The sequence below is a fragment of the Stenotrophomonas sp. genome (assembly GCF_032056425.1).
GTDB lineage: Bacteria > Pseudomonadota > Gammaproteobacteria > Xanthomonadales > Xanthomonadaceae > Stenotrophomonas.
The window spans coordinates 14,970-28,556 of the sequence record NZ_DAMBCN010000036.1 but is presented as its reverse complement, the minus strand read 5'-3'; the positions used below and the strand labels follow the sequence as shown (position 1 = coordinate 28,556).

The 13,587-nt window shown below is 68.5% G+C and carries 11 protein-coding genes and 1 pseudogene; 7 read left to right on the top strand and 5 right to left on the bottom strand.

Going from position 1 to position 13,587, the window contains the following annotated elements:
- Positions 1 to 174: 174 nt before the first annotated feature.
- On the bottom strand, positions 175 to 441 hold the full coding sequence (locus tag RTY46_RS18135; RefSeq protein ID WP_108750680.1) for a DksA/TraR family C4-type zinc finger protein: 267 nt from the start codon (positions 439 to 441) through the stop codon (positions 175 to 177).
- 111 nt (positions 442 to 552) lie between these two features.
- Positions 553 to 1,110 (bottom strand): DUF2058 domain-containing protein, encoded by a 558-nt coding sequence (locus RTY46_RS18130; protein ID WP_312710137.1) that lies wholly within the window; start codon positions 1,108 to 1,110, stop codon positions 553 to 555.
- A 62-nt stretch (positions 1,111 to 1,172) separates the two neighbouring features.
- Here RTY46_RS18130 and RTY46_RS18125 point away from each other — a divergent pair, with 62 nt between their 5' ends.
- The 3 genes and pseudogenes from RTY46_RS18125 (at position 1,173) to RTY46_RS18115 (ending at position 4,111) form a co-directional block, all read left to right on the top strand.
- Positions 1,173 to 1,673: a M48 family metallopeptidase gene (locus RTY46_RS18125; protein WP_312710136.1), complete on the top strand. Its 501-nt coding sequence runs from the start codon at positions 1,173 to 1,175 to the stop codon at positions 1,671 to 1,673.
- A 46-nt stretch (positions 1,674 to 1,719) separates the two neighbouring features.
- Positions 1,720 to 2,418: an RNA pseudouridine synthase gene (locus RTY46_RS18120; RefSeq protein WP_312710134.1), complete on the top strand. Its 699-nt coding sequence runs from the start codon at positions 1,720 to 1,722 to the stop codon at positions 2,416 to 2,418.
- A 125-nt stretch (positions 2,419 to 2,543) separates the two neighbouring features.
- A pseudogene (locus RTY46_RS18115) lies at positions 2,544 to 4,111 on the top strand (phospholipase D family protein).
- 3 nt (positions 4,112 to 4,114) lie between these two features.
- On the opposite strand, the gene RTY46_RS18110 reads toward RTY46_RS18115, so the two are convergent.
- Positions 4,115 to 5,185: an HDOD domain-containing protein gene (locus tag RTY46_RS18110; protein ID WP_312710132.1), complete on the bottom strand. Its 1,071-nt coding sequence runs from the start codon at positions 5,183 to 5,185 to the stop codon at positions 4,115 to 4,117.
- Positions 5,186 to 5,460: 275 nt separating this feature from the next.
- On the opposite strand from RTY46_RS18110, the gene RTY46_RS18105 reads away from it, so the two are divergent.
- Positions 5,461 to 6,558 carry a Glu/Leu/Phe/Val dehydrogenase dimerization domain-containing protein gene (locus RTY46_RS18105; protein ID WP_312710130.1) on the top strand — a complete coding sequence of 366 codons (1,098 nt, stop codon included), beginning with the start codon at positions 5,461 to 5,463 and terminating at the stop codon, positions 6,556 to 6,558.
- 52 nt (positions 6,559 to 6,610) lie between these two features.
- On the opposite strand, the gene RTY46_RS18100 is transcribed toward RTY46_RS18105, so the two are convergent.
- Positions 6,611 to 9,451: a S8 family serine peptidase gene (locus tag RTY46_RS18100; RefSeq protein WP_312710128.1), complete on the bottom strand. Its 2,841-nt coding sequence runs from the start codon at positions 9,449 to 9,451 to the stop codon at positions 6,611 to 6,613.
- Positions 9,452 to 9,632: 181 nt separating this feature from the next.
- On the opposite strand from RTY46_RS18100, the gene RTY46_RS18095 reads away from it, so the two are divergent.
- The 3 genes from RTY46_RS18095 (at position 9,633) to RTY46_RS18085 (ending at position 11,832) form a co-directional block, all read left to right on the top strand.
- Positions 9,633 to 10,808 (top strand): acetyl-CoA C-acyltransferase, encoded by a 1,176-nt coding sequence (locus tag RTY46_RS18095; protein WP_108753788.1) that lies wholly within the window; start codon positions 9,633 to 9,635, stop codon positions 10,806 to 10,808.
- A 122-nt stretch (positions 10,809 to 10,930) separates the two neighbouring features.
- Positions 10,931 to 11,272: a hypothetical protein gene (locus RTY46_RS18090; protein ID WP_108750689.1), complete on the top strand. Its 342-nt coding sequence runs from the start codon at positions 10,931 to 10,933 to the stop codon at positions 11,270 to 11,272.
- A gap of 149 nt (positions 11,273 to 11,421) precedes the next feature.
- A complete protein-coding gene (locus RTY46_RS18085) occupies positions 11,422 to 11,832 on the top strand; it encodes a hypothetical protein (protein ID WP_312710127.1) in 411 nt (136 codons plus the stop codon).
- A 33-nt stretch (positions 11,833 to 11,865) separates the two neighbouring features.
- Here RTY46_RS18085 and RTY46_RS18080 read toward each other — a convergent pair whose 3' ends face one another.
- Positions 11,866 to 13,503, bottom strand: coding sequence for an acyl-CoA dehydrogenase family protein (locus tag RTY46_RS18080; protein ID WP_312710126.1), 1,638 nt, complete (start codon positions 13,501 to 13,503; stop codon positions 11,866 to 11,868).
- Positions 13,504 to 13,587: the final 84 nt, after the last annotated feature.

Genomic DNA, 13,587 nt, shown 5'->3' with positions numbered 1-13,587 from the left:
CCGCACTGGCCGCCTGATCCCCCACCTGTCCAACTTCAGGGGGTCACTTCATGGACGGGTTTACGGCGTGTCCTGCCCACCCACACCGCCCCGCCATCCCACGGAATGCCGCTTCGGCTTTTGACGTTGACGTTGCATTGAGCAGGTGCAGGGCGCAGCCCTGCAAAACCCCTCTCACCGCAACTGGCTGTCCTTGCTGCCGCGCCGGTTGTAGCCGGCATGGGCCTGTTCTTCGTCGTCCAACGCCTGCTGGCAGGCCACGCACAGACGCACGCCGGGCACGGCCTGGCGCCGCGCCAAGGGAATCGGCGCGTCGCATTCCTCACAGTGTTCCAGACCCGGGCCCTGGCGCAGCTGGCGCCGCGCGCGGGCAATCGCATCGTCCACGGTGGCGTCGATCTGGTCCTGGACCGCGCCGTCTCCCGCCCAACCGGTGGCCATCGCTCACCTCCGCAACTGTCAGGTATGCCCCTGATATGGGGACCCTACCTCCAACTGCAATCGGCCGCACCGGGTCATGCCCGGCGGCGTGGCAACCGGTTCAGCCGCGCCTTACCAGACCAGGTCGTCGGGCACCTGGAACTGGGCGTAGTACGCGTCGTCCTCGGCATTGCCGGTGGAGATCTCGGCCGTCGAGCCCGGCTGGCCGTGGTCGACGATGATCGCTTCCGGCGCACGCTCGCGCACCTTCTCGGCGGCCGCACGCGGCAGCAGGGCGTAGCCCTCGCCATGCGCCACGATGACCAGCACGCCCACCGACAGCGCCTTGCGCAGCTTGGGGTCGATCAGCAGGGTGCGAATGGCCGAGCCATCGCTGAAACGGTATTCGTCATCGCCCTTGTGGGGCACCGCATGGGCCGTGATGATCTGCCGCGCCTGCGCCTTCTGTTCAGCCTGCCTGGCCTGCGCATTGCGCTCGGCCGCCAGTGCGCGGTCGCGCTCGACCTTCTCGGCGCGCGCTCGTTCAGCTTCGCGCTGCACCTCGGCGGAGGCCGACTCTGCTTTGCCCTGCCGGGCCTTGGCCTGTTCGCGCGCGGCAGCGCTGGCCTGCGACTTCTTGGCCAGGCCGGCCTTGAGCAATTGTTCCTGCAGCGCGTTGGGCTTTGCCATGGTCGTTGCGTACCGCGTGTAATCTTGGATGCCCCATTCTACCGACGCCCCGCCGCCCCTGCATGGCTGTCCTGAAGTACCTCACCGGCTACCCCGAACCCCTGGTCGCCCAGGTCAGCGAACTGCTGGCCCAGGGCAAGCTCGGCCCCTGGCTGCAGCAGCGCTACCCCGACCCGCACGCGGTGCGCAGCGACCGCCAGCTGTACGACTACACCCAGGAGCTGAAGGACCGCTACCTGCGCAAGTCGGTGCCGCTCAACAAGGTCTGCTACGACAACACGCTGGAAGTGATCAAGCACGCGCTGGGCACGCACACCGCCATTTCCCGCGTGCATGGCAGCCGCCTGAAGGCCAGCCGCGAGATCCGCATCGCCACCGTGTTCCGCCAGGCACCGGCCGCGTTCCTGCGCATGATCGTGGTGCACGAGCTGGCCCACCTGAAGGAAGCTGACCACAACAAGGCCTTCTACCAGCTGTGCCAGCACATGGAACCGGACTACCTGCAGCTGGAATTCGATACCCGCCTGTACCTGACCGAGCTGGCCAACCGCAGCCAGCGCTGACCGGCCGCAGCAGCTACACTGCGCGCCCCTGACCGACCTGCCTGCCATGGAACCCATCCGCCTCGACAAACGCCTGTCCGCCCAGCTCGGCATCCCGCGTGGCGAAGCACGCCGCTACATCGAGGGCGGCTGGGTCACGGTCGATGGCGAGGTGGTCGAGCAGCCGCAGCGCCCGGTCGATGAGCACGCGGTCGTGGTCGTGGCCGAACAGGCCGATGACAGCAAGGCCGAGCGGGTCAGCATGCTGCTGCACAAGCCGGCCGGCGTGGCCGCCGAGACGCTGTGCGCGCTGGTCAGCAGCGCCACGCGCAGCGAGCTGGATGCCAGCGAGATCCGTCCGCTGCAGCGTCATTTCCACGGCCTGCAGCTGGCGGCCCCACTTCCGGCCGCTGACTGCGGCCTGGTGGTGGTCAGCCAGGACCCGGCCACCCTGGCCCACCTGCAGCGCAACCTGGGTCGCACCGAGCAGGAATACCTGGTGGACGTGGCCGAAGGCGGCCCCGAGCGCGGTCCGTGGTTGCTGGCGCGCCTGCAGCAGGAAGCCGGTGGCGCCAAGGTCAGTTGGCAGAGTGAGCAGCGCCTGCGTTTTGCCGGCAAGGGGCTGACCGCCAAGGGTTTGAGGGCCGCCGTCAGCACCGCGGGCCTGCAGGTGACGGGCGTGCGCCGGCTGCGCATCGGCCGCGTGGCGCTGGGGCCGCTGCCGCCAGGGCAGTGGCGTTACCTGGGCAGCGACGAGCGGTTCTGAGCCCGCCACGGGGTCGGATCCCTTGCCGCAGGCAAGGGCGCTGACCCCACAAAGGCCATCCACGCATGGCGTGACCGTGCCCGCAGCGCCATCCACGCATGGCGTGGATCTACTAGCATGGCGGCATGAGCCCGCCCACGCCCTTGTGGCGACGCCTGCTGCGTGTCGTCGCCATCATTGTCGCCGCCCTGCTGTTGCTGGTGCTTTCCGGCCTGCTGCTGGCCGACCATCTCACCCCCAGCGCGCGCGGACCCGCTTCGAAGGTGCTGCCGCTGCAGCCGGCACAGACGGCCATCGATCGCCAGCTGGCGCCGCTGCTGGCCGCCCACCCGAACCAGTCCGGCGTGGCCTTCCTCAGCGATGGGCTGGATGCCTTCGCCGCGCGCGCGGTCATCACCGAACAGGCCGGGCGCAGCCTGGACCTGCAGTACTACATCTGGCACGACGACCGCGTTGGCCACCTGATGGCCAAGGCGCTGCACGACGCGGCCGAGCGCGGCGTGCGCGTGCGCCTGCTGCTGGATGACATGATGCCAAGGACAAGGACGCGCTGATGCTGGCGCTCGATGCGCACCCGAACATCGAGATCCGCCTGTACAACCCGTTCCGCAACCGCAGCGGCATCGCCCGCACGCTGGAACTGGTGCAGCGCGCCTTCAGCGTGAACCACCGCATGCACAACAAGAGCTGGATCGCCGACGGCCGCGTTGCCATCGTCGGCGGCCGCAACATCGGCGAGGAGTACTTCAGCGCCCGCGATGACGTGAACTTCCAGGACCTGGACCTGGTGGTCGCTGGCCCCGCCGTGGAGCAGGCCAACCGCATCTTCGACGACTACTGGAACAGCGACGCGGCGATCCCGATCAGCGCGCTGGCCCACTACAGCCACGCCCAACTGCGCGTGATGCTGCGCCAGTCCGATCGGGATGCGCTGCATGACAGCAGCCGCCCCTACCTGCAGCGTGTGGCGACATCACGCGCACTGCGCCAGCCCGGCCCCGAGCCGCTGCACTGGAGCGCGCAGGTGCGGATCCTGTCCGACCCGCCGATGAAGCACCGCGACGATGCGCGTGCAGACTGGCTGGTCACTGCACTGGCAGCGCAGCTGCAGGGCACCCAGCACACCGCGCTGCTGATCTCGCCCTACTTCGTGCCCGGCGCCGAAGGCCTGCAGGGACTTTCGGCCATGGCCGCGCGCGGTGCGCAGGTCGGCGTGGTGACCAATTCGCTGGCCGCCAACGATGTGGCCGCGGTACACGGCGGCTACATGGGCTACCGGGTGCCCCTGCTGCAGGCCGGCGTGCAGGTGTACGAGCTGAAGGCGCAGGGCGAACCCGGCGACAGCAGCCTGTTCGGCAGCAGCGGCGCCAGCCTGCACACCAAGGCGTTCGTCCTCGACGACCGGCGCGGCTTCGTCGGCTCGTTCAACCTTGATCCGCGCTAGGCCTATCTCAACACGCAAATGGGCGTGCTCTTCGACGACCCCGTGCTGGGCGCGCGCCTGCGCCAGGAATACCTGCGCCTGGCCGACCCGCAGCACAGCTGGTGGCTGGCGTTGGATGCCGGTAATGAACTGCGCTGGCTGGAGCGGCAGCCGCCACCACACTGGGTGGGGCGCGAGCCGGGCAGTTCGCTGGGCAAACGCTGGACCGCGCGGGTGATCAGCTGGCTGCCGCTCGAATCGCAGCTGTAGGCCTTACGGCACGGGCGGTGCACTGTCATCGGCCACGGCTTCATCCACGGTTTGCACCGCGCGCCCGTGCAACCGCCGCCAGATCCAGCGCAGCGCATGCGGTGGCGCCGAAGGCAGCTGTTCCAGCAGGGCCAGCATGCGCACCTGGCTGCCATGGCCATGCCGGCACAACAGGCTGGCCGCTGCGGCGGCGCTGCCAAGCCGCAGGCTGTCGGCCAACGGGCCGGACGCATCGACGGCCAGCGCCTGGTGCACCGGTTCGGGCAGGTCCCAGGCCGCCGCCACCCGCTGCGCCAGCGGCAACGACCAGCGCTGCAGCAGGTCCAGCGCCAGCGCCGCGTCCACTGTGCTGCTGCTCCCCTGAGCCTCGTGCAGCACCTGGCGCATCACCAGTGCCGCGCCCAGTCCCTGTACCAACCCCAGCCACTGCGCAGCGAAGGCATCACCGCAACTGACGGTACGGGCGTGGTCGGCGGCGGCACGCGAGGCCAGCAGCGCATGCTCCCAGATGATGCTGCTGAACTGCGGGAACACCTCGCACTGCACCTGCATGACCGGCTGCACCAGCACGGCGCTGATGATCTGGCGCACGCCTTCGGTCCCCACCAGCGTCACCGCACGCTGCAGGCTTTCCACCGGCCGTTCGTGCACCTTGTAGGCCGGGCTGTTGGCAATGCGCAGCAGGTTGCCGGTCAGCACCGGATCCTGGCCGATGATCGCCGCCATGACCCGTGCCGAGGCGGCATCGTCATTGACGGTCTGGATCAGCTGCGGCAGCAGCTGCGGCCGGCGCGGCAACTGCCGGGTGGCCCAGTCACGGTCCTGCAGGGCGCGATCCACGGCATCGCCCAGTGGCGACGCTATCGACCCTGCCGGCGCACCGACCAGGTGCGGTGACAGGGCCAGCGCATGCAGGCTGCGCTGCAGGTGGGCGGCCACCCCATCGGCGGGCAGCATCTCGCTGGCCTGTGCCACGAGAATGGGCCGTGCCGGTGCCTGGGCATGGCGCATAGCCACCGCCGACCGCCGTCCGGCCAGCCAGTCCGCCATCGCTCGCCACCAGACCGGCCTCACCGGCGCCCGCCGTATTGTTGCCCTGCTGCTGCCACTGCCTGCACCTGCGCCTTCTTCACATTCGGCCACCTGCCGTCGTCGCAGCATCGGCCGCACTTTCATCTTCTTTAACGCCAGAGCCCCCGCCGTGCACGGCATCGGCCGGACGAATGGACTAGAATGGCGCCGCGCGACCCGTCCCCCAGCCATGACGACGTCGCTTTTTTTGTTTTGGGACCCTACCGTTCATTGGCAGTTCGCTGCAGTTCGCTGCTGATCGCGCCATCGGAGACGCCATGCTATTCGAAACCCTCGCCACCACCGGTCATGAGCAGGTGGTGTTCTGCCACAGCCAGGATGCCGGCCTGAAGGCGATCATCGCCATTCACAACACCACCCTGGGCCCTGCCCTGGGCGGCGTGCGCATGCGCCCCTACGCCAGCACGGACGAGGCCTTGAACGACGTGCTGCGGCTGAGCCGCACCATGACCTACAAGAACGCGCTGGCCGGGCTGAACGTGGGGGGCGGCAAGGCTGTCATCATCGGTGACCCGAAGGTGGACAAGACCGAAGTCCTGTTCCGCGCCTTCGGCCGTTACGTTGATTCGCTGGGCGGGCGCTACATCACCGCCGAGGACGTCGGCACCGATGTGAACGACATGGAGAACATCTACCTGGAAAGCCAGTTCGTGACCGGCGTGCACCAGGTGCATGGCGGTTCCGGCGATCCCGCACCGTTCACCGCCTACGGCGCGTTGCAGGCGCTGATGGCCTCGCTGCGGGTCAAGTTCGGGCACGAGGAAGTGGGCAAGACCAGCATCGCGGTGCAGGGCCTGGGCCACATCGGCATGGAACTGGTGAAGCTGCTGCGCGACCGCGGCGCCAAGCTCTACGTGACCGACCTGGACAGTGCGCTGGTCGACCGTGCGGTCAGCGATTTCGGCGCCGAGGCGGTCAAGCCCGACGAGATCCATGAAGTGAACGCGGACGTGTTCGCGCCGTGCGCGCTGGAGGGGGCGATCAATGCCGACACCCTGCCGCGCATCAAGGCGAAGATCATCTGCGGCACCGCCAACAACCAGCTGTCCAGCCTGGAGATCGGCGATGAACTGCATGCCCGCGGCATCCTGTACGCACCGGATTACGCGGTGAACGCCGGTGGCGTGATGAACGTCTCGCTGGAGATCGACGGCTACAACCGCGAACGCGCGATGCGCCTGATCCGCAGCATCTACCACAACCTGACGCGCATCTTCGAGCTGTCCCAGCGCGAGAACATCGCGCCGCAGCGCGCGGCCGACCGTATTGCCGAGGCGCGCATCCTGTCCATCGGCAAGTTGAAGATGCCGCTGGGCCGCAGCACCCCGCGCCTGGGCAACCTGCGCGGCGGCTGAGGCGCACAGGCCACGCCCGGCATCACGCCGGGCATGGCCATTGGCCGCATGGTCAGAAGGCGGCGCTGTAGCGCAGCGCAACCTGGCTCAGATCACCGCGCGGACCGAAGCGCTGGTCGTAACCGAAGCTGAGCCGGCTGTTGCGGCTCAGCCACGACTCCACTGACAGCCCCAGCAGGCCACCCGAGCGCATCGGCTGCAGCCCCGCCATCGGCGCCCAGGCATCGATTCCGACGAAGCTGGCCTGCGCATCCATGCCTTGGCTGGACAACTGCTGCTGCCACTCGGCGTAGCCGCGCAGCGCCCAGCGGCGCCACTGCCGCTCGGCGCGCACACCGGCCAGTGCCTGGCTGCGGCTGCTCGCATCGCCGGCGCTGTGCAGGCCGAAGCCCAACCCGCCCTGCTCGCTGAAACGATCGCTGTCCACGCGGGTGTAATCGGCGCCCAGGTACGGCGTAAGTGACGCACCGGCCGAGCCAAATCGGTAACCGGCTTCCACGCTGGCCGTGCTGAAGTTGCCGCCGTAACGGGCGTTGACCCCGTACTGGCCCGCCCCCAGCAGCAGCTGGCGGTCGATCTCGCGGTTGAACTGGCCCGCACCGACCTGCCCCAGCGCATACGCACCACCGGCATTCCAGCCGGCATACACCTGCGCCTGCGACTGCCGGTCGCGACCACGATCGCTGCCCCAGGCGCGGTTGCCGAAGCTTCGCGTTTCACCGAAGGCAAAGCCCAGCACGCCATTGCTGCCCAGCGCCGTGTCCTGCCCCATCATCCAGCCGCGGGTATCGGCACCGCCCGCCGAGAAGCTGCCCTGGCCCACCTCCCCCAGGGCACTCTGCCAGGCACCGGCCAGGCGCGGTGCGCCCTGCACCTGGCCGAAACGTGCGGAAAGCGCGCGACGGCCCAGATCGATGCTGTCGAAGGTGGCCGCCGTGGCCAGTGCGTGCGCCTTGCCCGACAGACTGTCCAGGCTCTGCTGCAGTGCCAGGTTGCCCTGCACACCCTGCAGCGCGCCCGCCCCCTGGGCGAACAGACTGGTGACCTCAGTGCCATCGTCGAGCGCTTCGAAGGCACGCTCCACGCGCGAGGCCGAGGCCAGCGTGGCAGTGCCCGCGCCTGCAGAAGACGCGGCGCTGGTCACGTTGACGCGATTGATGTTGAGGATGACGTCGTTGCTGCCGTAGCTGAGCGATGCGTCCAGCAGGCTGCCCGGATTGAGGCTGTTGCTGACCCCACTGAATGTGCCGGTGACGCCCTGCCCCGCCTGCAGCACCGTCTGGCTGCGACCGTCGGCCGGCACGTAACCGCTGACCACACTGGCCACGTGCACGTCGCCGCCCTGCAGGGTGGCCGTGCCGGTGATGGCAAGCGGATTGGACCCCAGCGAGATCATCAGCCGCGCGCCGTTGCGGTGCAGATAATTGCCTTCGATGGTGGCCGTGCTGTTGGCATCGCGCACGACCACGGCAGCGCCATTGTCGACGTTGCCCTTGACCCGGGTCGTGCCGGTCATGAACTGCAGTGCCGCCGCGTTGGGGCTGGAGGCCTGCGCGGTGATCAGCACGTTGGAGGTGATCGAGGCGCCATCGCGCAGGGCCAGCGTGCCACGCTCGATGCGGGTGTCGCCGGTGTAGGTGTTGACCCCGGACAGGCCCAGCGAACCTTCGCCCTGCTTGATCAGGCCGCCGCTGCCCGTGATGTTGTTGCTCCAGACCGAATCCAGGCCCAGCTGCGACACATTCACGGTGGTGTTGCCCCAGTCGAAGCGGGCCGGCCCGTTCACGGCCCTGCCGACATTCAACAGGCCATAGCCATACACCGGGTCCACGCCGGGCGCACCAATGTCGGTGGCCGTGCCCAGCAGGGTCTGCCGCACCAGATCGTTGTCGAAATACGGGAAGCGTTGCCAGACAAGTGCGGCTGCGCCGGATACCAGCGGCGCGGCGAACGAAGTGCCGTAGTTCCACTGGTAGCCGCTGCCGTTGCGCTCGGGAAACACCGCATTGCCCGGCGCCGTCAGGCAGTAACGCGCCGCATCACCGCAGGCGTTGGCCCAGCTGGTGCGTTCGCCGGGCTTGTTGGGGTCGATGGCGGTGGCCACCAGCCAGCCCTTTTCCAGGTCGGCCGCCGGCAGTGAGCCGCCCACGCCGCGCTGGCTGGGCAGTGCCGCCACGCTGCTGGGCTGGTCACGGCCCTCGTTGCCCGACGCAAACACCACCAGGCCACCGTTGCTCATGATGAAGGGGCGGTACTCGGCCGCGACCTGCGCGGTGGTGGCCAGATCGGTCCAATAGAGGCCGCCCCAGGAATTGTTCATGACCTTCACGCCGTAGCTGATCAGGTCCTGGTGGATGCCCGCCACGCCCAGCGGGCCGCTGAAGGCGTTGCCCTGGCCGCTGCCATCGTCGGTGGGGGCGGTATCGGAGATGATGCGCGCCGAAACGATCTGCGCGCCCGGTGCGACGCCCCCCGGCCAGACGCCGACGCTTGCGCCCGCCGCGAGGCTGGCCACTGCCGTGCCGTGGCCGACCACGTCATCGTTGTTGAGGTTGTTGCGTGCCGGATCGACGTAGTTGAGATTGGCCACCACACGACCGTTGAGTGCGGCGGTGTCGCGCTTCACGCCGGAATCGACGATGCCGATGCGCACGCCCTGGCCGGTCAGGCCCGCCGACTGTGCCGCCAGTGCATTGGTCTGCACCAGATGCGCGTTGACCGCCGGTTCGGTGGGTCTGGCGGGATTGGGCGTGGTGGGCGGCGGAGTGACCGGCGGCGTGGTGGGCGGCGGGTCGATGCGCACGTTGCTGCCACCACCGCCCCCTCCACACGCGCTCAGCGCGGCCACCAGTGCCGAAGCCAGAACCGACCTGCCCATCGTCTTACGTTCCATCGTTTCCTTCCCATGAACGTTGGCCTGCCGCAACCCCTTGCAGGCATCCAGTGCTGCCATCGGCAGCTACCGCCGACCCTCTATACTGGGCCGACCCCCACGCAGTCTGCCGGGAAATGGCGCCGCTTCCAACGCCCGCCGTCTCCTTTCCGAACATTGCTCACGCATCAACGAGATTGCCATGTCCAACATCGTCATCGCCGCCGCCAAGCGCACCGCCATTGGCTCCTTCCTGGGCCAGTTCAACGGCGTGCCCACCCCGACCCTGGGCGCGGCCGCCATCGCCGCCGCCCTTGAACAGTCCGGAGTTCCGGCCAGCGACGTCTCCGAAGTCCTGATGGGCTGCGTGCTGTCGGCCAACCTGGGCCAGGCCCCGGCCCGCCAGGCCGCCATTGCTGCCGGCATTCCGCTGTCGGCCGGTGCGACCACGCTGAACAAGGTCTGTGGGTCGGGCATGAAGACCATCATGCTGGGCCACGACCTGATCAAGGCCGGCTCGGCCAAGGTGGTGGTGGCCGGCGGCATGGAATCGATGTCCAATGCCCCGCACATGCTGCCCAATTCGCGCACCGGCAACCGCTTCGGCAACTTCCAGGCGGTGGACCACATGGCCCATGATGGTCTGGTCAACGCCTACGACGGCAAGGCCATGGGCGAATTCGCCGAATGCGCGGTGGACAAGTACCAGTTCACCCGTGAGGAACAGGACGCCTATTCCATCGAATCGGTGCGCCGTGCGCAGGCCGCACAGGCCAATGGCGCCTTCGCCGACGAAATCGTCGCGGTGAAGGTGGCCACCCGCAAGGGTGAGGTCGAGTTCGCCAGCGATGAACAGCCCGGCCGCTCGGACATCGCCAAGATTCCGACCCTGCGCCCGGCGTTCAAGAAGGATGGCAGCGTGACCGCCGCCAGCTCCTCCAGCATTTCCGACGGCGCTGCGGCCGTGGTCCTGCTGGCCGAAGATGATGCCGCCGCGCGCGGCATCACCCCGCTGGCGCGCATCGTTGGCCACGCCACCCATTCGCAGGAACCGGAGTGGTTCACCACCGCGCCGATCGGCGCGATCCATGCCCTGCTGGCGAAGACCGGCTGGACCCTGGACCAGGTGGACCTGTTCGAAGTGAACGAGGCCTTTGCGGTGGTGGCCATGGCGCCGATGCGCGAACTGGGCATCAGCCACGACAAGCTCAACGTGAATGGCGGTGCCTGTGCACTGGGCCATCCGATCGGCGCCTCGGGCGCACGACTGGTGGTCACCCTGGTCAACGCATTGCGCACGCGCGGCGGCAAGCGCGGCATCGCTACCCTGTGCATCGGTGGCGGCGAAGCAACCGCTATCGCCATCGAATTGATCTAAAAGGAATTAACGGCGATTTCGCAAAAATGAATGCGGGAGCGCTTGACACCCAATCTTGGCTTGTCATCATGTTGTCGGCGCGCAGTTGCGCGTTGCCTAATCTAACGACGAGGATTCACACAATGAGCATCAACAAGCTGCTGGTCGCTATGTCCCTGGCCCTGGCCCTGGCCGCCTGCTCGAAGCAGGAAGCTGCCCAGGACGCCGCTGCTTCGGCCAACGAAGCCGCCACCGAAGCCCAGGCTGCTGCCGACCAGGCCGCCGCTGCCGGCGCCCAGACCGCCGACGCTGCCCAGCAGGCTGCTGACACCGCCGCCACCGCTGCCGACGCTTCGACCGACGCTGCTGCCCAGGCTGGCGCTGCTGCCACCGACGCTGCTGCCGGCGCTGCTGCCGACGCTGCCAAGGCCGGTGAAGCCACCGCCGAGCAGGCCAAGGACGCTGCTGAAGAAGCCAAGAAGTAATAACTTCTTTCTTCACGCTGTTCTGGAAAAGCCGCTGGTTCGCCAGCGGCTTTTTCTTTGCCTGGATCCTGTCGCTGAACTCGCGACTGGGCCTTCACAAGGGCCTGAATAGGCTGGCGTCCCCATCCATCGCTGTACCGGAGACCGCCATGAAGATCCGCACGCTGACCACTTCCCTGCTGGCCGCTTCGCTGGTGCTGGCCCTGGCCGCCTGCAAGGGCCCGGAAGCCGAACAGGCCCGCCAGGATGCCGCGCAGGCCGCCGACAGCGCCGGCGCCGCCGCGCGCGATGCGGTGGACAGGGCGGCCGAGGCCACCCGCGACGCCGCAGACAAGACTGCCGCCGCCTCCGAGCAGGCCGCCGCCGATACCCAGCAGGCATTGGACAAGGCGGCCGATGCAACCGCCCACGCCGCCGACCAGGCCAAGGCCGCCGCTACCGACGCCGCTGCGCACGCCAGCGACGCCACGGCCGATGCTGCGCAGAAGGTGGCTGACAAGGCACGCGATGTCGCAGACGACGCCAAGGCCAACGCCGCCCACGAAGAAGCCAAGCACTGACCCCACACCGTCGCCGGGCCGCGCCCGGCGACGTCAGGGCAGCGCGCGCAGCAGGATTCCGCCCAGGTCCAGCCCGGGCGGCAGCGTGCCCAGCGCCAGCCCATGTTCGCCCTGCAGGCGGCTGCGGATGAATGCATCGGCCACCGGGCTTTCCGCGCGCAGCAGCACCGATGCCTGCAGCAGCAATGCCGTGCGTTCGCAGAACGCCCGGGCCTGCCCCTCATCGAATGACGGGGCCTCTTCCCAGCGCTGCAGCGCCTGCGAGTAACGCAGATCGGCATCGGCCGCGGCCTGCAGTTCCTGCTGCAACGCGGCCCGGGTTTCCGGCTCGCGCTCCAGCGCGCGCAGCACGTCCAGGCACTGGATGTTGCCGCTGCCTTCCCAGATCGAATTCAGCGGCGCCTGCCGGTACAGCCGCGGCAGTATCGACTCTTCCACGTAACCGGCCCCGCCCAGGCATTCCTGCGCTTCATTGACGAAGGCCGGTGCGCGCTTGCACAGCCAGTACTTGCCCAGCGCCGTGCCCACCCGCGCCAGTGCCGCCTCGGCCGGATCCATGGCCGCCCGATCCACCGCGCGCGCAATGCGCATCGCCAGCACCGTGGCCGCTTCTGATTCCAGCGCCAGATCGGCCAGCACGTTGGCCATCAGCGCATGCTCCACCAGCGGCTTGCCGAATGCACGGCGATGGCGCGCATGGTGCAGGGCCTGCACCAGCGCCATGCGCATTTCCGCCGCCGCCCCCAGCATGCAGTCCAGGCGGGTCATCATCACCATGCCGATGATGGTGGCGACCCCGCGCCCTTCCTCGCCCACGCGCCAGGCCTGGGCACCACAGAATTCCACCTCGCTGGAGGCATTGGCCCAGTCGCCCAGCTTGTCCTTCAACCGCATCAGCCGGAACGCATTGCGATCGCCATCGGCCAGACGGCGCGGCATCAGCAGGCAGGTCAGCCCACCGGGCGCCTGCGCCAGCACCAGGAAGCCATCGCTCATGGGCGCGGAGAAGAACCATTTGTGCCCCGACAGACGGTAACGCTCACCATCGAGCGGCTCGGCGCGGGTGCTGTTGGCACGCACGTCCGACCCGCCCTGTTTCTCGGTCATGCCCATGCCCAGGGTGATGCCGGCCTTGTCGGCCACCGGCACATCGCGCGAATCGTAGACCGGCGCGGCCGCCTTGCGCGCCCATTCGGCCAGATGCGGCTGCGAGCGCAGCACCGCCACCGCGGCGTGGGTCATGGTCAGCGGGCAGCTGGTGCCGGCTTCGGCCTGGTGGTGCAGGTAGCTCAACGCGGCGCGCGCCACGTGGGCGCCCGGTTGCGGTTCGTGCCAGGAAAGCCCGGCCACGCCGTGCTGCTTGGCCGCGCCCATCAGCTGATGGTAGGCCGGGTGGAATTCCACCAGATCGATGCGATGGCCCTGCGCATCGTGCGTGCGCAGCCGCGGCCGGTCACGGTTGGCATCGAAGCCCAGGCGATACAGCTCGTCGCCGGCCACGGCTCCGTACACGGCCAATCGCGATGCGAACGCGCCCCCACCCTCGCGCTGCACCGCCTCGACCAGCGCGACGTCGTCGGTCCATGACTGGCGCCCCGCAAACGGTGGCGGCTGGTTCAGCACCACATGCGTTTCGTAGGGGACGTTGCTGCTGAAGCCCGGTCCGTTCATCCATTGCTTCCCGTTGCGGAAAAGGAGCACATCGATTGTGCCGCATCGCCTGGCAAGCCCGTGTTCAGCCCGGTTCTCACCGCC

Excerpts from the sequence above, each read along its gene's own strand:
- RTY46_RS18135 (WP_108750680.1), bottom strand. The coding sequence starts at position 441 with ATGGCCACCGGTTGGGCGGGAGACGGCGCGGTCCAGGACCAGATCGAC.
- RTY46_RS18130 (WP_312710137.1), bottom strand. The coding sequence starts at position 1,110 with ATGGCAAAGCCCAACGCGCTGCAGGAACAATTGCTCAAGGCCGGCCTG.
- RTY46_RS18125 (WP_312710136.1), top strand. The coding sequence starts at position 1,173 with ATGGCTGTCCTGAAGTACCTCACCGGCTACCCCGAACCCCTGGTCGCC.
- RTY46_RS18120 (WP_312710134.1), top strand. The coding sequence starts at position 1,720 with ATGGAACCCATCCGCCTCGACAAACGCCTGTCCGCCCAGCTCGGCATC.
- RTY46_RS18105 (WP_312710130.1), top strand. The coding sequence starts at position 5,461 with ATGCTATTCGAAACCCTCGCCACCACCGGTCATGAGCAGGTGGTGTTC.
- RTY46_RS18100 (WP_312710128.1), bottom strand. The coding sequence starts at position 9,451 with ATGGAACGTAAGACGATGGGCAGGTCGGTTCTGGCTTCGGCACTGGTG.
- RTY46_RS18095 (WP_108753788.1), top strand. The coding sequence starts at position 9,633 with ATGTCCAACATCGTCATCGCCGCCGCCAAGCGCACCGCCATTGGCTCC.
- RTY46_RS18090 (WP_108750689.1), top strand. The coding sequence starts at position 10,931 with ATGAGCATCAACAAGCTGCTGGTCGCTATGTCCCTGGCCCTGGCCCTG.
- RTY46_RS18085 (WP_312710127.1), top strand. The coding sequence starts at position 11,422 with ATGAAGATCCGCACGCTGACCACTTCCCTGCTGGCCGCTTCGCTGGTG.
- RTY46_RS18080 (WP_312710126.1), bottom strand. The coding sequence starts at position 13,503 with ATGAACGGACCGGGCTTCAGCAGCAACGTCCCCTACGAAACGCATGTG.